Origin of the sequence: Aeromonas sp. PI_26, from assembly GCF_027854445.1 — a bacterium.
Taxonomy (GTDB): Bacteria; Pseudomonadota; Gammaproteobacteria; order Enterobacterales; family Aeromonadaceae; genus Aeromonas; species Aeromonas veronii.
The window spans coordinates 96,527-117,532 of sequence record NZ_JAJNOE010000010.1 but is presented as its reverse complement, the minus strand read 5'-3'; the positions used below and the strand labels follow the sequence as shown (position 1 = coordinate 117,532).

Here is a 21,006-nt window from a genome sequence, read left to right as displayed (position 1 = left end):
AGCTCCGCAACAATGGACTTAGCATGCTACTTTTCGGGGGTCCTTCATTGTGACCCCCTTTTTTTGACTGTTCATTCATGATTCATCCTGCAGGCTTAAGATAAGCCGGTCTAAAACTGGGCATGTTCTTTGATACACGCCGCAGAATGGCATCCGGTCAGTAGACAGACCCTCTCAGGGTGTTAGACTGATTCGATTGAAAAGTAAGAGGTAACAGATGGGAACTTCATTGCAGCGCACTATGGCTCTGATTCCGCAAGGTAGTCTGGAAGGCTATATCCAGGCAGTAAACTCTATTCCTGTGCTGAGCGCAGAGGAAGAGCGTGAACTGGCTGAGCGTTTGCAGCAGGATGGCGATCTCGAGGCTGCCCGCCAGCTGGTTATGTCGCACCTGCGCTTTGTCGTTCATGTCGCCAAGAGTTATGCCGGTTACGGCTTGCCCCAGGCCGATCTGGTACAGGAAGGCAATATCGGCCTGATGAAGGCGGTCAAGCGCTTCGACCCGACGGTCGGCGTGCGTCTGGTCTCCTTTGCCGTGCACTGGATCAAGGCCGAAATCCACGAATATGTCCTGCGCAACTGGCGCATGGTCAAGGTGGCGACCACCAAGGCCCAGCGCAAGCTCTTCTTCAACCTGCGCAAATCCAAAAAACGTCTGGGCTGGCTGAACCACGAAGAGGTTCAGGCCGTGGCGGCCGATCTCGGCGTTTCTGCCGCTGACGTGACCGAGATGGAAGCGCGGATGGCCAACTACGATCAGGCGTTCGATCTGGTTGGTGATGATGAGGAAGAGGGCGGTTTCGCTCCGGTTCACTATCTGGAGGACAAATCCTCCGATCTGGCAGCGACCATCGAGAATGACAACTGGGACGATCACGCGACCCGTCGTCTGAGCTCGGCCCTCGCCACTCTGGATGAGCGCAGCCAGCACATCATCCGCGCCCGTTGGCTCGATGATGACAGCAAGACCACCCTGCAGGAGCTGGCCGATACCTACGGCGTCTCTGCCGAGCGTGTGCGTCAGCTTGAGAAAAACGCACTCAAGAAGCTGAAAGATGCCATGGAAGCCTGATGCTTCCTCTCATAAAAACAGGGCCTGATGGCCCTGTTTTTGTTTCGCAAGGATCTGGTCGGCCTTGCTTTGGTTACCCTTGAGTGTGTTATGTTGCCGCCACTGCCACATTAGGGAGAGCAGAAGTGAAACTGTTGAACGACCTGTTTACCAACAACCGTGAGTGGGCCGAACGGATCAAAGCCGAAGATCCCGCTTTCTTTGCCACTCTTTCTGCCCAGCAGGCCCCCGAATACCTCTGGATCGGTTGTTCCGACAGCCGGGTTCCCGCCAACCAGCTGATGGGGTTGCTGCCGGGGGATGTCTTCGTCCACCGCAACGTCGCCAATCTGGTGGTACATACCGATTTCAACTGCCTCTCCGTGCTGCAATACGCGGTAGAAGTGCTCAAGGTGAAGCACATCATCGTCTGCGGTCACTACGGTTGCGGTGGCGTCAAGGCCGCGATGCAGAACCAGGAGTTGGGTCTCATCGACAACTGGCTGCGCAACATCAAGGATGTCTACTTCAAATACGGTGAAGAGCTCGAGGCCATCGAGGATGAGCACGAGCGCTTCGACTACCTGTGCGAGCTGAACGTGGCCGAGCAGGTCGCCAACGTCTGCCACACCACCATCATCCAGAACGCCTGGCGCAAGGGGCAGGAGCTGGCGGTGCATGGCTGGATCTACGGGATCAAGGATGGCTTGCTGCACGATCTCGATCTCTGCATCAGCGGCCCGGATCAGATCCCCGATGTCTACCGCGCCTGGCCGGACATGCGTCCGCCCCACCGTCGGCGCTAGGGAGCTTCATGGTGGCGCCAGCTCTCTATCTGCAGATCAAGCAGCACATTCTGGACGGGATCCGCGAACGCCACTATCAGGCGGGGGACAGGATCCCGACCGAAGCTGCCCTGTGCGAGCAGTTCACCGTGAGCCGGATGACGGTCAACCGGGCGCTGCGGGAACTGGTGGCTGAGGGGTGGCTGGTGCGTACCGCCGGTTCCGGCAGCTTCGTGGCGGACCGGCGTACCGAGTCGCCGCTGCTGGCTATTCGCAATATTGCCGACGAGATCGCCGAGCGTGGCGGCGAGTACAGCGCCCGGGTGATCCGGCTACAGCGGCTGGCCGCCGACGAGAAGGTGGCGGTGCAGCTGGGGCTGCGGGTTGGCTCCCCCATTTTTCACAGCCTGATCGTCCATCAGGCTGATGGGGAGCCGTTGCAATTGGAGGAGCGCTTCGTCGATGCCGGGCGTTTGCCGGGCTATGGCGAGCAAGATTTTACCCAACAGACCCCCAACCGTTATCTGATGGATGTTTGCCCCCTCTCCGAGATGGAGCACGTGGTGGAAGCCGTGCTGCCCAGCGCCGGTGAGGCGGGATTGTTGCAGGTCCGCGTTGATTCCCCCTGCCTGTTGTTGCACCGGCGTACCTGGTCGGAAGGACATCTGGTCTCCTACGCCAGATTGCTCTCCCCCGGTTCTCGCTACAAGCTGAGCTCCAAGGCGCAGCTGCCTTGATTGTCTATACAAATTGACTCTTCTCAAGCCCACCTCTGGTGGGCTTTTTTGTGCTTAACTCTAAATTTGATGCTGTTATCAGGTTGTGAACGCCGCTCTTTCTTTCGTCATAGAGATCGGTTATAAGGATATGTATATACATTTGAGGTCGCTATGAACAAGGAACTGTTGAACTGCGAGCGGGTCTGGCTCAACGTGACACCCGCTACCCTGAATGATGAGCTGGCCGACTACGGTCTGCTGTCGCTCCACGCCATCGGCGTGAAGGATGGCAAGATCCACGCGCTGGTGCCGATGGCCGAGCTTAAGGGGCCCCATCCTGCTCACTGGCAGGATATGCAGGGCAAGCTGGCTACCCCCGGCCTTATCGATTGCCACACCCATCTGGTCTTCGCCGGCAGCCGTGCCGAAGAGTTCGAGCTGCGTCAGCAGGGTGTGCCCTATGCCGAGATCGCCCGTCGGGGCGGCGGCATCATCAGCACGGTGCGTGCCACCCGTGCCGCCAGCGAAGAGCAATTGTTCGAGCTGGCGCTGCCGAGGGTGAAATCCCTGATCCGCGAGGGTGTCACTACGGTGGAGATCAAGTCCGGCTACGGCCTGACGCTGGATGATGAACTCAAAATGCTGCGGGTGGCCCGCCGACTGGGAGAGGTGCTGCCGGTCCGGGTCAAGACCACTTTGCTGGCGGCCCATGCGGTGCCGCCGGAGTATCGCGATGACCCTGACAGCTGGGTCGAGACCATCTGTCAGGAGATCATTCCTGCCGCCGCCGAGGCGGGTCTGGCCGATGCGGTGGATGTCTTCTGCGAGCACATCGGCTTCTCGTTGGCCCAGACCGAGCAGGTCTATCTGGCGGCGGATCAATATGGCCTGCCGGTTAAGGGGCATATGGATCAGCTCTCCAATCTCGGTGGCAGCACCCTCGCTGCCAACTTTGGCGCCCTCTCGGTGGATCATCTGGAGTATCTGGATCCGGAAGGGATCCTGGCGCTGGCCCACCGTGGTGTAGTCGCCACCCTGCTGCCCACCGCCTTCTACTTCCTCAAAGAGACCAAGCTGCCGCCGGTTGCCGCCCTGCGCAAGGCGGGGGTGGCGATGGCGGTCTCCTCAGATATCAACCCGGGTACCGCCCCCATCGTCTCGCTGCGGATGGCCATGAACATGGCCTGCACCCTGTTTGGCCTGACCCCGCTGGAGGCCATGGTCGGGGTGACCCGTCACGCCGCCAAAGCGCTCGGCGAGCAGGATCGCCTTGGCCAGCTCAGGGTGGGCATGGCGGCTGATTTCCTGATCTGGCACTGTGCCCATCCGGCCGAGCTGAGCTACATGGTTGGCGTCGATCAGCTGGCGGGCCGCATCTTCAACGGCGAGGAGACCCTACATGGATAAGTTCAACCCGATCGATATGTCGCTCTGGCAAGGGCGGCAGGATCCGGAAGATGGCGAATTGGCCCTGCGTTGGCACGACAAGGTGCAGCCCTGGACCGCCGGAGCACAAGACGCTGCCGGTGTGGTACTGCTCGGTTTTGCCTGCGATGAAGGGGTGCGCCGCAACAAGGGGCGTGTCGGCGCCGCCGGTGCGCCGCAAGCGGTGCGCAAGCTGCTGGCCAACACCGCCTGGCATCTGAGTCGCCCCGTCTATGATGGTGGGGATGTGAGCTGTACCGATGGCAATCTCGACGCCGCCCACGGCCATCTGGCCGAGCGGGTCGCCGCTGCGCTCGATCTGGGTCACTTCCCGCTGGTGCTGGGGGGCGGCCACGAGGTGGCCTTCGGCAGCTGGAGCGGTCTTAACCGTCATCTGGGCGGCAATGGCAAGGTCGGCATTATCAACCTCGATGCTCACTTTGACCTGCGCATGAAGCAGGAGCTGGCCAGCTCCGGCACCCCCTTCTTTCAGATCGCCGAGCAGTGCATCGCTCAGGGCACGCCGTTTCACTACGCCTGCCTCGGGGTAGCCGAGACCGCCAATACCCAAGCCCTGTTTGCCCGTGCCAAGGGGCTGGGAGTGTGGCATGTGCTGGATGAGGCGATGACTCAGACCGGGCTGCCAGCCTTGCTAAGCGGGCTGGACGCCTTTATCGCCCATTGTGATCACCTCTATCTGACCATCGATCTCGACGTGCTGCCGGCGGCCGTGATGCCGGGAGTGAGCGCCCCCGCCGCCCGTGGAGTGGAGCTGGCGGTGATCGAACCGCTGATCGCTCATATCCGGGCCAGCGGCAAGCTCAGGCTCGCTGATCTGGCCGAGTACAACCCGACGCTGGATCAGGATAACCGCAGTGCCCGCGTGGCCGCGCGGCTGGTTCATCTGTTGACCCGTTAACCCTTTGGCCGCCCGTCGCCGAAGGCACCCTATTGATACAACAAGGAGTGTGTATGTCTGTGCAACAGCAGGATCCCCGTCATGATCCGAACCGAGTGATCCGTGCCCCGCGCGGCACCGAACTGACCGCCAAGAGCTGGCTCACCGAGGCGCCGCTGCGGATGCTGATGAACAATCTGGATCCCGAGGTGGCCGAGCATCCCCAGTCGCTGGTGGTCTATGGCGGGATTGGCCGCGCCGCCCGCAACTGGGCCTGCTTTGACAAGATTGTCGAGGTGCTGACCCGGCTCGAGGAGGATCAGACCCTGCTGGTGCAATCCGGCAAGCCGGTCGGGGTGTTCCAGACCCACAAGGATGCGCCGCGGGTGCTGATCGCCAACTCCAATCTGGTGCCGCATTGGGCCAACTGGGAGCACTTCAATGAGCTCGATAAGAAGGGCCTGATGATGTACGGCCAGATGACTGCGGGTTCGTGGATCTATATCGGCACCCAGGGGATCGTGCAGGGCACCTACGAGACCTTCTTTGCGGTGGCCAATCAGCACTTTAACGGCGAACCCAAAGGGCGCTGGATCCTGACCGGTGGTCTCGGCGGCATGGGCGGCGCCCAGCCGCTGGCCGCCACCATGGCCGGTTTCTCGATGATCGCCGTGGAGTGCGACGAGACCCGCATCGATTTTCGTCTGCGTACCCGTTATGTGGACAAGAAGGCCCACAGCCTGGATGAGGCGCTGGCCATGGTCGAGGAGGCCAAGCAGAGCGGCAGCGCCGTCTCCGTCGGTCTGCTCGGCAACGCCGCTGACGTCTTTGCCGAGCTGGTGGCACGAGGCATCACCCCGGATGTGGTGACCGACCAGACCTCCGCCCACGACCCGGTGCATGGCTACCTGCCGCAGGGTTGGAGCGTGGCAAAGTGGCGCGAGCTGCAGCAGAGTGCCCCGCAGGAGGTGAATCTGGCCGCTCGTCGCTCCATGGCCCGTCAGGTGGAGGCTATGCTGACCCTGCAAGAGCGCGGCGCGGCGACTCTGGATTACGGTAACAACATCCGTCAGATGGCGCTTGAGGAGGGGGTGAAAAACGCCTTCGACTTCCCCGGCTTCGTCCCCGCCTATATCCGCCCGCTGTTCTGCGAGGGGATTGGCCCGTTCCGCTGGGTGGCCCTCTCCGGTGATCCGGAAGATATCTACAAGACCGATCAGAAGGTCAAAGAGCTGATCCCCGATGATCCTCACCTGCACAACTGGCTCGACATGGCCCGCGAGCGCATCGCGTTTCAGGGGCTGCCGGCGCGGATCTGCTGGGTCGGGGTCAAGGATCGGGTACGCCTCGGTCTGGCCTTCAACGAGATGGTGAAAAACGGCGAGCTGAAAGCCCCCATCGTCATTGGCCGCGACCATCTGGATTCCGGCTCGGTGGCGAGCCCGAACCGCGAGACCGAGTCGATGATGGATGGCTCCGATGCCGTCTCCGACTGGCCGCTGCTCAACGCCCTGCTCAACACCGCTGGCGGCGCGACCTGGGTCTCCCTGCACCACGGCGGCGGGGTCGGCATGGGCTTCTCCCAGCACTCCGGCGTGGTGATCGTCTGTGATGGCTCCGATGACGCCGCCAAGCGGGTCGGCCGTGTGCTGCGCAACGACCCGGCCACCGGCGTGATGCGCCATGCGGATGCGGGCTACGAGATTGCCATCAACTGCGCCCGCGAGGCGAAACTGGATCTGCCGATGATTGACGGCGCCAACGGTGTCAAAGGAAAGGTGTAACACCATGTTTGAATTGACTATTACCCCGGGCGAGCTGGATCTTGCCACCCTGCGTCGCGTCAGCCGCGAGCCGGTACATATTGCACTGGATCCGGCGGCGTTGCCGGCGATCCACGCCTCTGCCGCCACTGTCTCTCGGGTGATCGAGCAGGGACGCGTGGTGTACGGCATCAACACTGGCTTTGGCCTGCTGGCCAATACCCGGATCCCGGTGGATCAGCTCGACAAGCTGCAGCGATCCATCGTGCTCTCCCACGCTGCGGGCATCGGCACCTATATGGATGACGCCACCGTGCGGTTGATGATGGTGCTCAAGCTCAACTCGCTAGCGCGCGGTTTCTCCGGCATCCGGCTGGAGGTGCTGGAGGCGCTGATGAAGCTGGTCAACGCCGAGGTCTATCCGCTGGTGCCGAAGAAGGGCTCCGTTGGCGCCTCCGGCGATCTGGCGCCGCTGGCCCATATGAGCTGCCTACTGATCGGCGAAGGCAAGGCTCGTCACGACGGGCGCGAGATCGATGCCAGCGAAGCGCTGCGGATCGCCGGGCTTGAGCCCATCGCGCTGGCACCGAAAGAGGGGCTGGCGCTGCTCAACGGTACCCAAGCGAGCACCTCCTTCGCGCTGGAGGGGCTGTTCCACGCCGAGGATCTGTTTGCCGGAGCCATCACTATCGGTGCCATGAGCGTGGAGGCGGCCCTTGGCAGCCGCCGTCCGTTCGATGCCCGCATTCACGCGGTACGCGGTCAGCGTGGCCAGATTGATGCGGCTACCTGCTATCGCCATCTGCTCGGTGATCTCAGCGAGATCGGTATGTCCCATCACAATTGCGAGAAGGTGCAGGATCCCTACTCATTGCGCTGCCAGCCGCAGGTGATGGGTGCCTGCCTGACCCAGATCCGTCAGGCGGCCGAGGTGTTGGTGTGCGAAGCCAACTCGGTCTCCGACAACCCGCTGGTGTTTGCCGATGACGAGGAGATTATCTCCGGCGGCAACTTCCACGCCGAGCCGGTGGCCTTTGCGGCCGATAATCTGGCGCTGGCTATCGCTGAGATCGGTTCCCTTTCAGAGCGGCGGATGGCGCTGTTGATCGACTCGCGGATGTCCGGTCTGCCGGCGTTTCTGGTCAACAATGGCGGGGTCAACTCCGGCTTCATGATCGCTCAGGTCACCTCGGCGGCGCTCGCCTCCGAGAACAAGACCCTGGCCCATCCGGCCTCGGTAGACAGCCTGCCCACCTCCGCCAATCAGGAGGATCATGTCTCCATGGCGACCTTCGCCGGCCGCCGGCTGGCGGATATGGCCGAGAACACCCGTGGTATTCTGGCAGTCGAACTGCTGGCGGCGGCGCAGGGGCTAGATTTCCGTGCTCCGCTGCGGGCCAGCGAGGGGGTGGAAGTAGCCAAGGGGCGGTTGCGCGCTCATGTCCCCTTCTACGACAAGGATCGCTACTTTGCCCCCGATATCGAGGCGGCGGCCGCGCTGCTGGGGCGTGCCAGCTACAACGATCTGCTCCCGGCTGGGGTGCTGCCCAGCCTGTAAGCCTTGATCCCCCTTCTCCCCTGGCGGGAGAGGGGTAGGGGATGAGGTGGAAGCCGCTTCACAGGCGCCGGTGAGAGCCGGGAGCAGATGACAAAAGACCGCCCAATCGGGCGGTCTTTGCGTGTCTGACGTTGGTTGAACGCAGTTATTCGTGTTCGAACATCAGGAACAGATAGACCACAAACAACACCAGATGGGTCGCACCATGGAGCACATTGGTGCGGCCGCTGCTGAAGGTCACTTTACAGACCATCAAGGTCGTGACCAGCAGCACCATATCGGCGGGGGAGAGGCCGAGGCGCACCTCCTGATCCAGCATGGAGCCGATAAAGAGCACCGCAGGCACGGTGAGGGCGATGGTGGCCAGCACAGAGCCGAAGTAGAGGTTCATGGCCCGTTGCAGCTGGTTGTTGAAGGCGGCCTTGATGGCGCCGACTGCTTCGGGGGCCAGCACGATGCAGGCCACGATAAAGCCGCCCAGTGCGGCGGGCGCGTCCATGACATGCACCCCGTAGTTGATGGGGATGGCCAGGGTCTTGGCCAGCAAGATCACCACCAGCAGGTAGGCGAGCAGCAGGATGGTGTGATAGACGTTGCTCTGCAGCGGGCCGTGGTGCTCCTCATAATCCTCGTGATCGCTGTCGACGAAGAAGTGGCTGTGGCTGCGGGTCTGGATCAGCAGAAAGACCCCGTAGAGCAGGATCGAGATGATGATCAGCATCCACGACATGGCGCGCGACATACTGCCGATTGCACCGCCCTCGGTGAAGTTGGGCAGCACCAGACAGAGCAGGGCCAGCGGGATGATGGCCACCAGATAGGATTTGACCCCGTCCAGATTGAAGCTCTGGGTGTGGTAGCGCCAGCCGCCAAACAGCAGGGTGAAGCCCACTAGACCGGTACTCACCAGCATCACTACCGCAAACATGGTATCGCGGGCCATGGTGGGGTTGGGCTCGCCGGTCAGCATCACCGAGGAGATCATCACCACCTCCAGCGAGATGACCGAGAGGGTGAGGATCAGGGTGCCGAAGGGCTCGCCCAGCTTGATGGCGAGGGCATCGGAGTGGCGCACCACCGAGAAGATGGCCCAGGTGACGATGGCCAGTAGTGCCGCCGAAACCGGAAGATAGATCCCGGGCGGAGTTGTCTCTGTCAGCAGGTCACTGCCCAGGGTCTTGAAAAAGAGCAGGGTCAGCAGGCCAACGGGCAGGGCAATCTCTTGCCGGATAACTGTCTTCATAGGCAATGGTTCTCTATTGGGGGTCTGGACGACCGGATGACATAAACAGGCTGCACGGTTATCGGTTGCGCAATAACCGGCTCCTTATGATAAGGGTTGTTATCCCCGTCAGGGCAGATCATTTTGTTGCTGAATGTAAATAAGGGGTGGCAGGAGGCGGTTCGACTTCACCATGGCGCCGGGCTAAGGCCAGTAGGGGGATTTACCCGCCTGATGGCCGGAGCGCTACCGCCAGCATCAACCTGATGATGTCGAGCCGATGACCAAACTGTTTCGCGGCCAGATCCTGCCATCTCTGCGTTAGCTGGCCTTCTGGTGTTGTAACTGCCACTCCCGTTGCCAGTGGGTCAGTATCTTCAGCGGCATGGGCTTGCCGAAGAAGTAGCCCTGGATCAGATAGACGCCGTGCTGGCTCAGATAGTCGACCTGCAACTGGCTCTCGACCCCCTCGGCGATCATCTCCATGCCCGATTCCCGACCGAAGACGATGATGGCATCCAGTACGCTGCGCTTGAGGTCGTTGGTGCCTATGGTATCGACGAACATCTTGTCGATCTTGATCTGGCGGATCCCCAGGCTCTGCAGGTAGGCAAAGCCGCCGTAGCCGGTACCAAAATCATCCAGCTTGAAGTGATACCCCATCTGTTGCAGCAGGGTGATCTCCTCGGTGGCCGCCTTGATGTCGAGGATCGGCTTGCGCTCCGTCAGCTCGAAGGTGAGCCGGGTGGGTGAGGGGTTTTGGCTGTGAGCGAGCAGGGTGCGCAGCAGGGGCTGCTCGATATGGGCCGCCACCAGATTGACGCTGACCCACTGCTCTGGCGCCAGCTGCGGCAGGTCGGTGATCACCTGCTCCAGCAACTGTTCGGTCATAGGCAGGATCAGTCCCTGCTCCTCTGCATACTCGATAAAGGTGCTCGGGGGGATCAGCTCGTTTCCCCGCTGCCAGCGCAGCAGCGCCTCGAATCCCACCACTTGGTGGGTACGGGCATCCACTATCGGCTGGTAGAGGGGAATAAATTCCCTGCGTATCAACCCTGTTTGCAGCAGTCCCTTGAGGGAGCGCCGATAGCTGCGCAGCAGCCAGTATGTGACGCTTAACAGGGCACCGAGCGCGATACCGAACCAGAGACCGTAGTGATTGAGTTGGTCATGGGCATATTGCTCCAGCGCTTTTCCCGCCCAGACCGTCTGTTTGGTGAGTTCATTGGGATCGAAGAAACTCAGGCTGATATTGCTCTCTTCCTGTTTGATCTCCTTGTCGCCACGGGGAAAGTGGACTGTGCTTGTATCGGTATCCTGTCGGCTGAACTCCAGATAGAAGCAGTGGCTGCAGGGGTGTTGCAGCAGGTCGTGGCTCCAGCTGTTATCCAGCACCCAGTAGGCGAGGTTGCTGCCGGCTCGGTAAAAGGCCACCACCTCCTGTTCGGTATTGTATTTGGCTACGGTGGCGGTAATCCCCAGTTTGCCGAACGTCTGCCCGCTGTCTTGGATCTCCTTGAGTAGCGGGATCCCCACCCCCAGGCTGGAACAGCTGTTGCCGGAGGCGAGTTCCAGCCCCTGCAGACGGATATGAGTGCTGTAGAAGCGAGGATCGCGCAGCAGCTCCATGTCTTTGGCGCCGCAGTTGAACTCAAATTGTGCCAGCTGTTTGTTGATGGCAGCATCCAGCTCCCGATGGCGTACGGCCATGGCCCCCTTGAGCTCGGCAACCTTCTCTTCCAGCATATGAAAGGCCATCGGCTTGGCAAACCACAGGCCGAGAAACTGGCTGCCCACGACAGGCAGGACGAACAGCAACAGAGCGATCCAGACGGGTGATTTACGCAAAGGAAGTACCTGCCAGTTTCATGAGACACAAATGGACTTGGCCATCATAGAGCATTAGTGCAATCAATTTGAGTCCGACTTGTCACACTTGTTGATTGATTTTTTAACTACATGATTTTAAATGTGTTTATTATTAACTTTGGCTAGATTCAATCGCTGACCTGTCATAAATGACAATTGCTCAGATTATCCGAACTGCATTAGAGTAGCCCTGCGGTTTGACTCACCGTGTGTTCAATACTCCTGTATCTGTTTTTTGTCAGTAGCACAGAGTGTTAGTTTTGATATGAGTGTTCCTTTTGGTCCCCTTTGAGGGACCATTTTTCTGTCCGTCATCCCGCCCTTTCCCGCATCTGTAGCCCGTCATCCTTGGTATTCTTCCTCTGCTTTGGGTTATGCTTGCCCGCTTAAATTGCAGAAGCGGGATCTTCATCCATAGCTGTGGCCCGATCGCCGCTGCTACCATGAGGCGACATGGATGATGCTGGGCATACGGAAAGGCGCATGAAACTCACTACACAGCTTGTCTCATTTATCACCCTTTGCGTGATCGCAGCCATGGCGACCGTGCTGATTGGCGGGGTGTTCAGCTTTCGCGAGCTGGGCATGGAGTTGCAGCAAAAGAAGGTCGATGCGCTGGTCGAAGTGATCGACAAGCAGCTCGATGTTGCTCACGACATGGAAGATATGAGCCACTGGCTGCCCACTCTGCTGCGGGCTGCCCATGTGGTAGAGCTGGAGGTGCGCCAGAATAACCAGCGGGTCTACTGGTTCCGCGATGTGCGCAATCCGGTCGACGAACAGCTGCTGGTGCCATACAGCCACCCGCTGCCCCATCAGGCCGGCATGCAGGCCAACTTCAAACTGGAGCGCCCCTTCAAGGAGGCGGAATACTCCATCAAGGCGATGTCTGGCATCTCGCTGGGCATCTTTATCGTGGTGTTCGGTCTCTGGTACTCCATCCGCTGGCTGCGCCAGCAGTTGCGCGGGGCCGAGCTGCTGGGCATTCGCGCCCAGCTGATCCTCGATGACAAACTCTCCAAACTGAGTCATGACCCCGCCGAAGAGTGGCCGGTGGCCGCCAGTCAGGCCCTCGATCATCTGCTCGCCGAGCTGGCCGATGCCCGCAAGGAGCGCAGCCGCTTCGACAACTTCATTCGCAGCAACGCCTTCGTCGACAAGATGACCGGCATCGGCAACCGGCTGTTTTTCGACAACCGGCTGGAGAGCGCCATCATGGAGGCGAGCGTGATGAGCGGCGGCGTGCTGCTGATCGATCTCGCCTGTCTGGAGGAGCTGGAGGCCGATCAGTTCGAGCTGTTGGGGCACGATTTGATGATGGAGGCGAGCGCCACCATAGGTGCCTTCGTGCGCAAACATAACGGTGCCCTGCAGGCCCGCTACGCCGGTCAGGTTTTTGCGGTGTTGCTGCCCAATATGTCCGAGAGCGAGATGGTGGATAGCGCCAGCCAGCTGCTCAAGAGCCTGCAACGGTTGCACTGGCCGCAGGAGGTCAACCCGGAGACGGCGGTCTATCTCGGCGCCGTCTGTTATCAGGCACAAGACAGCCTGCTCAAGGTGCAGGAGGAGGCGGAGCTGGCCCTCAAGAGCGCCCGTCTGCAAGGGCACAACGGCTGGTTCCTCTACGAGAAGCAGCTGGATGAGGAGCAGAGCAGCAAGGGCACGGTACGCTGGCGTACCCTGATCAGCCGCCGTCTCGAAGAGCACGGCATCGAATTTTACACCCAGCCGATCCAGCAGGATCGGGGGCAGGTGGTGTTGCAGCAGGAGTTGCTCACCTATCTGCACGACGAGCAGGGGCGGGCTTTGCAGGCGGGGATCTTCATGCCGATGGCGGAGAAGGTGGGCTTGTTGCTGCAACTGGATCGGCTGGTGGCGGAGCAGACCCTAGCCCTGCTGCGCCAGCGCTCCGAGCAGAGCTGCCCCATCAGCCTGACCCTCAGTGCCCAGAGCCTGCTCAACCGCGAGTTCCAGCGCTGGCTCTTCTTCGCCCTGTTCCAGCTGCCGCGCAGCACCAACGAGCGGTTGATCCTGCAACTCTCGGAATCCCAGGTGACCCGTCACTTCGAGGCGCTCAAGCGGCCGCTGCGCTCCTTGCGGATGCTGGGTTGCCAGCTGGCCATCGATCATGCCGGTCAGGATGTGGTGAGTACCCAGTACATCAAGGAGTTCGAGATCAACTTCCTCAAGCTGCACCCCAGCCTGGTACGGGAGATACATGCCCGTCAGGTCAACCAGATGGCGGTCCGCAGTCTGGTAGGCGGCTGCGCCAATACCCGCACCCGGGTGCTGGCAGTGGGGGTGGAGAGTGGCGATGAGTGGAAGATGCTGCGCCACCTCGGGGTGCATGCCGGGCAGGGGCCCTGGTTTGCCGAGCCCCAGCGTCTGGTGCTGGAACCGGCTGGTGATTGAGATAAACAACAGAGGGTCGCCTTGGGGCGACCCTCTGTTGTTTGCGGTTGCCGTAAGTCAGGGATCACAGTCGCCCCTGCTCCCGCAGCCCGGCGAGCCCTTGCATACCGCCGGTGTGGATAAAGACGATTTTGCTGCCGGGGGCGATACGGCCCGCCGCCAGTTCGCGAAACAGACCCCACATTGCCTTGCCGCTATAGATGGGTTCAAGGGGCAGATCGGTCGTGGCGCTGAAATCCTGCACCCACTGCCAGAGGGCCGGGCTGAATTTGGCATAGCCACCATCGTGGTGATCGAGCTCGATGCGCCAGCCGGGGATATGGGCAGCCGCGGGATGGAGGCGACACACCTCGTCAGCGATAAAGCCGCCTCCTTTCAGTACCGCAATGGCGAGGATCTGCTCCCGATCCCGTTTGCCGGCGATCAGGCCCGCCAGAGTGCCGCCGCTGGCGCAGGGCAGTACCCAGAGATCCGGCGAGAAGGGCACTTCGTCGACCAGTTCCGCCACGCCGGGGATGGCCAGCGGGCTGCTACCCCCTTCCGGCACGATCAGGGTATCGGGTGCATCGAATTGGGCCAGCCAGTCGGGATCCTGCCGTCGCCGGTAACTCTGGCGGTCGACGAAAACGAGCTCCATGCCCCAGCGCTGGGCATCCCGCAGGGTAGAGTTACTGACGGCGTCATATTCGCCCCGTATGATACCGGTAGTACGAAGACCAGATTGGCACCCCGCTGCCGCCAGCGCGTGGATATGATTGGAGTAGGCGCCACCAAACGAGAGCAGATGCCGTTTGTCGTGCTCTTTGGCATGCAGCAGGTGGTACTTGAGCTTGCGCCACTTGTTGCCGGAGATGGCCGGATGGATCAGATCATCCCGCTTGCACCACAGCTCGATGCCATAGCGGGTCAGCAGCGGATGGTGGAGGCGTTGCTGGGAGGAAGGGAGGATGGCTTGACCCTCTGACTCGGCGGAAAGGATGGCTTGCAATGGTGAGTCCGTCTTTTAATCTGGAGGCTAATCTGCTGTTTATGTTAATATTTCATACATTTAATCACTATTGATGGGCGGGCTTACATGAAACAACTGTTCAGACGGTCGACGCCAAGCCGCCAGGTCGGGCTCTTGCTGGCCAATGACAGGATCATGCTGGCTGCGGTGGGCAATCCCCCCGTCTTCGCGACGCGCACCATCAACGGCCCACAGGAGTGGGCAGTGGCCATGAACGAGCTGTTCAGCCGTCATGGGCTGGCCAAGTCTACGGTGCGGGTGGCCCTCGCCGCCAGCCTTTATCAACAGATCCAGATCGACAAGCCTGCAGTGCCTGACGCCGAGATGGCGGGGGCGCTCCCCTGGGCCATCAAGGACTATGTCAGCGAACCCGTACTGCAACTGGCGATGGATTATGTGGACTTGCCCACCCCGCCTGCCGGTCGCCCGCGCATCAATGTGATCTGCCTGCCCAAGAGCCGGGTGCAACAGCTGGCCGATGCCATCAACGGCATCGCGACCCTGCAATCCATCATTAGCGACGAATTGGCGCTCACCTCTCTCTATGACGCTGACGAGACGGTGCGCATGCTGCTGTGGCAGCCCAAGGGGCAGGATCTGCAACTGCTGGTCTTCCATCAGGGCGGGCTCTGCTTCTCCCGCCAGCTGCGCGGTTTCACCAGCCTGACTGGCGAACATGAGCCGGACAGCATGCTGCTCGATTCACTGGCGCTGGAGATCCAGCGCTCCCTCGACTATCTGGCGGGCCAGCTGAAATTGCCCGAGCTGGGGCAGATGCAGTTCGCCGTCGCCTCGCCATTTATCGGTACCTTGGTGCGCCACATGGAGCAGACCTTCGGCTTTGCCGTCTCCGCCATGGCCAACAAAGCGGTCCTGGCCGGCGTTGAATACCTCTCGGCCTACGCCGCCGCTATCGGGGAGGATGCGTGATGAAACGTCAGATAAACCTCTATGGCGCCGAGTTTCGCCCCAAGCGGCAGTGGGCCAGCCTCAATCAGATGGCGCTGGTATGGGGCTTTGCGCTGCTGCTGATCCTGTTGACGGGTGTCGGTTACAGCTGGCAGCAGCAGCAGGTCAGCCGGGCGCTGGCGCAGCGCTCTGCCGAGCGGGAACTCAAGCGCAGTGAGGCGCAGCGGCTCGATGCCGAGCTGGCGCGCCATCAGGCTGATCCCCGGCTGCAACAGCAACTGGTCAACAAGCAGGATGAGCTGACGGCCAAGCAGGGGCTGATGCGCCAATTGGGCAGCCTGACTCTGCAAAAATCCCAGGGCTACGCCAGCGTGATGGCGGATCTCTCCCGCATTCGCAACAGCAATCTCTCGTTGCAGCGCATCGAGATCAACGAAGGGCGGATCAACCTCTCCGGCTTTGCCGGACGCAGTCAGGATGTACCGGCCTGGGTCAACCGCTTCAAGCAGACCCCGAGTCTGGTAGGCAAGGAGTTTGGTGAACTGACCCTCGGCCGTGACAAGGAGGGTCGCCTGACCTTCCAGTTGAGCGGCATTGCGCGGGAGAAACCCTGATGAATCTGAAAGCACAATGGCAGGGATGGGGCCAGCGTATCGCCGTGTTGAGCCAGCGGGAGCGGGTGTTGATCCTGCTGACCGGTCTGGTGCTGCTGGGGGCGGCCGGACTCTACGGCTGGCTCGATGGTGCCGATACCCGCCTGCAGCAGGATCGCATGGCCCTGAGTGCTGCCGAGCGCGACCTCGAGATCATGGAGCTGGAAAACCTCGGCAAACAGGCCCGGCTCAAGCGGGATCCCAATCAGGGCGTTCGCGACCAGCTGGCGCAGGTCGAAGCGGATCTGGCCCGGATCGACGATGATCTCAAGGCCCAGACCGTCGATCTGATCCCGGCGCACGAGATGCCGCTGGTGCTGGAGGCGTTGCTCTCCCGCTCTGCCAACCTTCACATGCTGGCCCTCAGTTCGCTGGAACCTACTCCGCTGATGGCGGGGGAGCAAAAGGTCAATCTCTACAAGCATGGTATCCGGCTTCAGCTTGAAGGCGGCTATTTCGATGTGTATCAATATCTTAAAGCGCTGGAAGCCTTACCGCGCCACTTTTACTGGAAGCAGTTCGACTATCAGGTCAAAGCCTATCCCGGCGCGGTGGTGGAGATGGAGATCTACACCCTGAGTACCAGCAAGGAGTTTATCCGTGGCTAGAGTGTTTGCGTTGTGCTGTTGCCTGTTCAGCTTGCTGGTACAGGCGGAGCAGGTCGAGGTATTGCAGGATCCCACCGCGCCACTGGCGGATGTGGCGGTTGGCGCCCGTGCGACCGGCGAGAGCAATGCCGGTTTGCCGAAGCTGCAGAGTGTGGTGCTGGGTAATGGCCCAGCACTGGCGGTACTCAATGGCAAGAGTTATCGGGTCGGACAACAGGTGGACGGCTATACGCTGGTGGCCATCAATGCCGATGCCGTGGTGCTGGAAAAGGCGGGAAAACGCCATGCGGTAACACTGTTTGCCAGCAAGATCCGGGTTTGAGTCGTGCTTGCCTCTCGAGAGGTGAATCGGCTTTATCGAGTTTAATTGCAAGTCAGGGTGCCCTAATTACATGAAAAAACACCGTCTCTGTCTGATCACCGTGGCCATGATGGCTGCAGGCTGTACCACGTATCAGCACCCCGAGCCGACCCAGGCGAAGGATGCCCTCAAACAGGCCATGAACGAACAGCAGAAACAGGCTGCCCCTCTGACCGCCTTGCCCAAATCGGTGCAAAGTGAATTGCTGCAGCTGAACCGGCCGCAGATGCCGGTCGGCATGCCGGAGAAGCGGCTGCGTATCGCGGCTCACGACGTGGAAGCGGTGGAGTTTTTCGGTTCCCTGTTCAAGGGCTCCCGCTACAGCGTGGCGGTTCACCCCGGGGTGGCAGGGCTGGTCTCCGTCGAGCTCAAGGATGTGACCCTGCCGGAAGTGCTGGCGGTGGTGGGCGATATGTACGGCTTCGACGTGCAGCGCAAGGGCAATGTCTTCCATATCTATCCGGCGGGCCTGCGCACCGAAACCATCCCGGTCAACTATCTGATGATGTCCCGTCGTGGCCTCTCCCGCACCTCGGTCAGCACCGGTGGGGTGACGGCCAATGACAGCAATAACAGCAGCGACAGCAGTTTTGACAGTGCATCGAACAACAACAGCACCAATAACTCCTCCGGCAACAACTCGAACGGCAACAGCAGCAATGGCACCCGTATCGAGACCGATACCAACAGCGACTACTGGACCGATCTGCGCGACTCTCTGCAGACCCTGATTGGCACGGGTGATGGCCGCGCGGTGATCACCAGCCCGCAGGCGGGTCTGGTCACCATTCGCGCCTACCCGAAAGAGCTCAAGGCAGTGCGTGAATTCCTGAATCAATCCGATAGTCACCTCAAGCGGCAGGTGGTGCTGGAGGCGCGGATCATCGAAGTTGCCCTCAACGAAGGGTATGAGCAGGGAGTGGACTGGAGCGGTCTCTCCGCCAGCTGGGATGGCAACAAGGGGATTACCGGTGGCGGTTCACTGGCCAATACCCAGTTACCCACCACCCCTAATCAGATCTTCACTGCACTGGGTGGCGGCGCCGGTTTCAAGGTCTCTGACGGCAACTTCAATGTAGCGGTCAACCTGCTCAAGACTCAGGGCGATGTGAATACCCTCTCCAGCCCCCGTGTCACTGCGACCAACAACCAGAAGGCGGTGATCAAGGTGGGGACGGACGAATATTTCGTCACCAATGCATCGACAACAACCGTGAGCACGACGAGCGGTGATCGAACAACTCCCAATGTAGAGTTGACCCCTTTCTTCTCAGGTATCTCTTTGGATGTAACACCACAGATCGATGAAGAGGGCAAGGTGCTGCTGCATATCCATCCCTCCGTTATCGATACTGAAGAGCAAACCAAGACCATAAAGGTGACAGACAGCGATACGCTGGTGTTGCCGTTGGCGAAAAGCTCGATCCGCGAATCCGATACCGTGGTGCAGGCCAATAACGGTGACATCATCGTGATCGGCGGCCTGATGAAGACCGACAAGCAGGAGATCGTCAGCAAGGTGCCGCTGCTGGGGGATATTCCCTGGGTGGGTGAAGCCTTTACCAACCGCCGCGAGAGCACCAAGAAGGTGGAGCTGGTGATCATGCTCAAACCGACCGTGGTGGAGAAAGATACCTGGCAAAACGAGCTGCAACGCTCCTCCGAGCTGCTCGACAAGTGGTATCCGGCCAAGGGCTGACCCATGACACCAGATACGGTCACCCTTATCCCGAACGGCCTGTGCTGCCTTGCCTGCACAGGCTGCTTGCTTGCCGTGGCAGGTGAGGTCTCATGTACCTGACCCACTTCGGCCTGCAGGAGGCACCATTCAGCCTCACTCCCAATACCGGCTTCTACTACGGCCTGCCGCCTCACGAAGAGGCGCTGCAGGTGCTCAACTGGGCGCTGGCGCAGGGGGAGGGTTTTATCAAGGTGACCGGCGAGGTGGGGACCGGCAAGACCCTGCTCTGCCGCAAGCTGCTCAGCGAGCTGGGTTCGGAAGCGCGTCCGGTGCGGCTTGCCTGGTTGCCCAATCCCCACCTCACTCCGGCCGAACTGCGCATCGCGCTGGCACTGGAGCTGGGGTTGGCGGTACGGGATCAGAGTGAGCTGGATCTGACCGATCGTATCCATCGTCACCTGATCAGCCTGCACCAGCAGGGCAGTCGGGTGGTAGTGCTGATCGACGAGGCGCAAGCGCTGCCGGACGAGACGCTGGAGGCGATCCGCCTGTTTGGCAATCTCGAGACCGAATCGAGCAAGCTGCTGCAGATCGTGCTGTTCGGCCAGCCGGAGCTGGATGCCAGACTGGCCAAGCCGCATCTGCGCCAACTGCGCCAGCGGATTGGCTTCTCCTACTGCCTGCGGCCGCTGCGTTTTGACGAGACCCGCGCCTATCTGGAGCACAGATTGCAGGTCTCCGGTTACCGAGGGGCACCGCTGTTTGCAGGTCGAGCCATGCGCCTGTTGTGGCGCGCATCGCGAGGGATCCCGAGACTGATCAATATCCTGGCGCAGAAGTGCCTGATGCTGGCCTATGGTCAGGGTGTGCGTCAGATCGACAGTCGTCTGGTACGGCTCGCCATTCGCGATACCGACGATGCCAGCCGCTTTGCGCCACGGCGCTGGTGGCCCCTGTTACTGTTGTTGGGGTGCGCCCTGACTTATGGAGTCTGGCCATGAGTGTCATCAACCAGATGCTGAAAGATCTGGATCGGCGCCAGCAAGGATCCGAAGGTGCTGCCGTCTATATTGCCCCTGCGCGCCAGCAGGGATGGTGGATGTTGCTGCTGACCCTGATCTGCGGTCTGGCACTGGGGATCCTTGGTTGGCGAACCTGGATCTACTGGCAGCAGACCCATACCGTGACGGCTGCCAGTGAAGTGATCGCCCCCGATGTGGTGGCAAGGGCCGCCGCGCCGGTCAGCCAGCCCGAGCCGGTCGAGGTGGCGGCCGCGCTGCCGTTGCCAAGTCAGGATGAGGTGAATGATGAGGCAGGCGAGAGTGACTCGGCCGACATGGCCGACGGTGCGCCCTTTGATGCCTCCAGCGATGTTGACGAGACGGAGCCGACCGATGAAGAGCTGCAGCCCGAGCTTTACGCCGAACTGGCGGCAGAGCAGCAGGCCGTCGCCAGCGCGCCGCGCAAGCCGAGCGTATTGAAGATCGAGACGGTGGAGCTGTCGGCCAAGGAGCTGGCGGCACTGGCGGAGCGCAAGGCGACCACCGCCATGGCCAAGGGAAGCCTGCGGGATGCACAGGACAACTACTATCAGGTGCTGGCCCACGACCCCTACAACCAGGGGGCGCGCGAGCAGCTGGCGGGGCTGCTCTACGGCGAGGGCCGCCTGACTGAGGCGCGTCAGCTGCTGGAAGAGGGGATCCGGCTCGATCCCCAACAGGCCGATTTTCGTCTGCTGCTGGCCCGCCTTGCCATCAGCGAGGGGCAGCAGCAGCAGGCGCTTGGCTGGTTGTCCGGCTATCAGCCGGATCTCGCCAGCAACATGGACTACTACGCCACCTGGGCAGGACTGACTCAGGAGCTGGGCCAGAATGCCGATGCGGCGGCGCTCTATGTGAAGCTGCTGCGTCAGCAGCCGGATCAGGGTCGTTGGTGGCTTGGCCTCGGTGTGGCCGAGGATGGTCAGGGTCACAGCCAGCGGGCGCTCGATGCCTATCGCAACGCCCTGCTGCACGGCAACCTCGGCGAGGCATCGACCAACTGGCTGGAACAACGAATTGGCCAACTAACCCCTTGATAAACA

General features: G+C 61.0%; 18 protein-coding genes. 15 read left to right on the top strand and 3 right to left on the bottom strand.

What is annotated here, in order from left to right:
* Positions 1–217: 217 nt before the first annotated feature.
* From rpoH to hutH, 7 genes are all read left to right on the top strand, one after another.
* Complete coding sequence (gene rpoH, locus LRL22_RS12480; RefSeq protein ID WP_005339997.1) at positions 218–1,072, top strand: RNA polymerase sigma factor RpoH; 855 nt, start codon at positions 218–220, stop codon at positions 1,070–1,072.
* A 125-nt stretch (positions 1,073–1,197) separates the two neighbouring features.
* Positions 1,198–1,857: a carbonate dehydratase gene (gene can / locus LRL22_RS12475; RefSeq protein ID WP_005339998.1), complete on the top strand. Its 660-nt coding sequence runs from the start codon at positions 1,198–1,200 to the stop codon at positions 1,855–1,857.
* 11 nt (positions 1,858–1,868) lie between these two features.
* Positions 1,869–2,573, top strand: a complete 705-nt coding sequence (hutC, locus tag LRL22_RS12470; RefSeq protein WP_270905520.1) for a histidine utilization repressor — start codon at positions 1,869–1,871, stop codon at positions 2,571–2,573.
* Positions 2,574–2,726: 153 nt separating this feature from the next.
* Positions 2,727–3,962, top strand: coding sequence for an imidazolonepropionase (gene hutI, locus LRL22_RS12465; protein ID WP_270905507.1), 1,236 nt, complete (start codon positions 2,727–2,729; stop codon positions 3,960–3,962).
* On the top strand, positions 3,955–4,899 hold the full coding sequence (gene hutG / locus LRL22_RS12460; protein ID WP_270905506.1) for a formimidoylglutamase: 945 nt from the start codon (positions 3,955–3,957) through the stop codon (positions 4,897–4,899). The genes hutI and hutG overlap by 8 nt, the downstream gene beginning before the upstream one ends.
* A 53-nt stretch (positions 4,900–4,952) precedes the next feature.
* The gene (hutU, locus tag LRL22_RS12455; protein ID WP_071914077.1) at positions 4,953–6,662 is read left to right on the top strand and encodes a urocanate hydratase; all 1,710 of its coding nucleotides are present in this window, start codon (positions 4,953–4,955) and stop codon (positions 6,660–6,662) included.
* A gap of 4 nt (positions 6,663–6,666) precedes the next feature.
* On the top strand, positions 6,667–8,199 hold the full coding sequence (gene hutH, locus LRL22_RS12450) for a histidine ammonia-lyase (RefSeq protein WP_270905505.1): 1,533 nt from the start codon (positions 6,667–6,669) through the stop codon (positions 8,197–8,199).
* A 145-nt stretch (positions 8,200–8,344) separates the two neighbouring features.
* Here the strand turns inward: hutH and LRL22_RS12445 are convergent, their stop codons facing one another.
* Together LRL22_RS12445 and LRL22_RS12440 are read right to left on the bottom strand one after the other, a co-directional pair.
* The gene (locus LRL22_RS12445; protein WP_270905504.1) at positions 8,345–9,442 is read right to left on the bottom strand and encodes a calcium:proton antiporter; all 1,098 of its coding nucleotides are present in this window, start codon (positions 9,440–9,442) and stop codon (positions 8,345–8,347) included.
* Positions 9,443–9,742: 300 nt separating this feature from the next.
* Positions 9,743–11,269, bottom strand: a complete 1,527-nt coding sequence (locus LRL22_RS12440) for an EAL domain-containing protein (protein ID WP_270905503.1) — start codon at positions 11,267–11,269, stop codon at positions 9,743–9,745.
* A gap of 504 nt (positions 11,270–11,773) precedes the next feature.
* On the opposite strand from LRL22_RS12440, the gene LRL22_RS12435 reads away from it, so the two are divergent.
* On the top strand, positions 11,774–13,702 hold the full coding sequence (locus LRL22_RS12435; RefSeq protein WP_042081406.1) for an EAL domain-containing protein: 1,929 nt from the start codon (positions 11,774–11,776) through the stop codon (positions 13,700–13,702).
* 64 nt (positions 13,703–13,766) lie between these two features.
* Here LRL22_RS12435 and LRL22_RS12430 read toward each other — a convergent pair whose 3' ends face one another.
* On the bottom strand, positions 13,767–14,690 hold the full coding sequence (locus tag LRL22_RS12430) for a 1-aminocyclopropane-1-carboxylate deaminase/D-cysteine desulfhydrase (protein ID WP_270905502.1): 924 nt from the start codon (positions 14,688–14,690) through the stop codon (positions 13,767–13,769).
* An 87-nt stretch (positions 14,691–14,777) separates the two neighbouring features.
* Here LRL22_RS12430 and LRL22_RS12425 point away from each other — a divergent pair, with 87 nt between their 5' ends.
* The 7 genes from LRL22_RS12425 to LRL22_RS12395 all read left to right on the top strand — a co-directional run bounded on the left by LRL22_RS12425 (position 14,778) and on the right by LRL22_RS12395 (position 21,000).
* Positions 14,778–15,641 (top strand): hypothetical protein, encoded by an 864-nt coding sequence (locus tag LRL22_RS12425; RefSeq protein ID WP_005340015.1) that lies wholly within the window; start codon positions 14,778–14,780, stop codon positions 15,639–15,641.
* Positions 15,641–16,234: a PilN domain-containing protein gene (locus LRL22_RS12420; protein WP_270905501.1), complete on the top strand. Its 594-nt coding sequence runs from the start codon at positions 15,641–15,643 to the stop codon at positions 16,232–16,234. The genes LRL22_RS12425 and LRL22_RS12420 overlap by 1 nt, the downstream gene beginning before the upstream one ends.
* Positions 16,234–16,881 (top strand): MSHA biogenesis protein MshJ, encoded by a 648-nt coding sequence (locus LRL22_RS12415; protein WP_181223405.1) that lies wholly within the window; start codon positions 16,234–16,236, stop codon positions 16,879–16,881. Before LRL22_RS12420 ends, LRL22_RS12415 begins: the two co-directional genes overlap by 1 nt.
* A complete protein-coding gene (locus LRL22_RS12410) occupies positions 16,874–17,203 on the top strand; it encodes a SctD/MshK family protein (protein WP_047434660.1) in 330 nt (109 codons plus the stop codon). Before LRL22_RS12415 ends, LRL22_RS12410 begins: the two co-directional genes overlap by 8 nt.
* A gap of 70 nt (positions 17,204–17,273) precedes the next feature.
* Complete coding sequence (gene mshL / locus LRL22_RS12405; RefSeq protein WP_043826241.1) at positions 17,274–18,941, top strand: pilus (MSHA type) biogenesis protein MshL; 1,668 nt, start codon at positions 17,274–17,276, stop codon at positions 18,939–18,941.
* Positions 18,942–19,033: 92 nt separating this feature from the next.
* On the top strand, positions 19,034–19,924 hold the full coding sequence (gene mshM / locus LRL22_RS12400; protein WP_255911695.1) for an MSHA fimbrial biogenesis protein MshM: 891 nt from the start codon (positions 19,034–19,036) through the stop codon (positions 19,922–19,924).
* Positions 19,921–21,000 (top strand): tetratricopeptide repeat protein, encoded by a 1,080-nt coding sequence (locus LRL22_RS12395; RefSeq protein ID WP_270905500.1) that lies wholly within the window; start codon positions 19,921–19,923, stop codon positions 20,998–21,000. Before mshM ends, LRL22_RS12395 begins: the two co-directional genes overlap by 4 nt.
* The last annotated feature ends 6 nt before the right edge of the window (positions 21,001–21,006 follow it).

Bases quoted from the DNA above. Each gene is read 5' to 3' on its own strand.
- rpoH (WP_005339997.1), top strand. From the start codon at position 218: ATGGGAACTTCATTGCAGCGCACTATGGCTCTGATTCCGCAAGGTAGT.
- hutI (WP_270905507.1), top strand. From the start codon at position 2,727: ATGAACAAGGAACTGTTGAACTGCGAGCGGGTCTGGCTCAACGTGACA.
- hutG (WP_270905506.1), top strand. From the start codon at position 3,955: ATGGATAAGTTCAACCCGATCGATATGTCGCTCTGGCAAGGGCGGCAG.
- hutU (WP_071914077.1), top strand. From the start codon at position 4,953: ATGTCTGTGCAACAGCAGGATCCCCGTCATGATCCGAACCGAGTGATC.
- hutH (WP_270905505.1), top strand. From the start codon at position 6,667: ATGTTTGAATTGACTATTACCCCGGGCGAGCTGGATCTTGCCACCCTG.
- LRL22_RS12445 (WP_270905504.1), bottom strand. From the start codon at position 9,442: ATGAAGACAGTTATCCGGCAAGAGATTGCCCTGCCCGTTGGCCTGCTG.
- LRL22_RS12435 (WP_042081406.1), top strand. From the start codon at position 11,774: ATGAAACTCACTACACAGCTTGTCTCATTTATCACCCTTTGCGTGATC.
- LRL22_RS12425 (WP_005340015.1), top strand. From the start codon at position 14,778: ATGAAACAACTGTTCAGACGGTCGACGCCAAGCCGCCAGGTCGGGCTC.
- LRL22_RS12420 (WP_270905501.1), top strand. From the start codon at position 15,641: ATGAAACGTCAGATAAACCTCTATGGCGCCGAGTTTCGCCCCAAGCGG.
- LRL22_RS12415 (WP_181223405.1), top strand. From the start codon at position 16,234: ATGAATCTGAAAGCACAATGGCAGGGATGGGGCCAGCGTATCGCCGTG.
- mshL (WP_043826241.1), top strand. From the start codon at position 17,274: ATGAAAAAACACCGTCTCTGTCTGATCACCGTGGCCATGATGGCTGCA.
- mshM (WP_255911695.1), top strand. From the start codon at position 19,034: ATGTACCTGACCCACTTCGGCCTGCAGGAGGCACCATTCAGCCTCACT.
- LRL22_RS12395 (WP_270905500.1), top strand. From the start codon at position 19,921: ATGAGTGTCATCAACCAGATGCTGAAAGATCTGGATCGGCGCCAGCAA.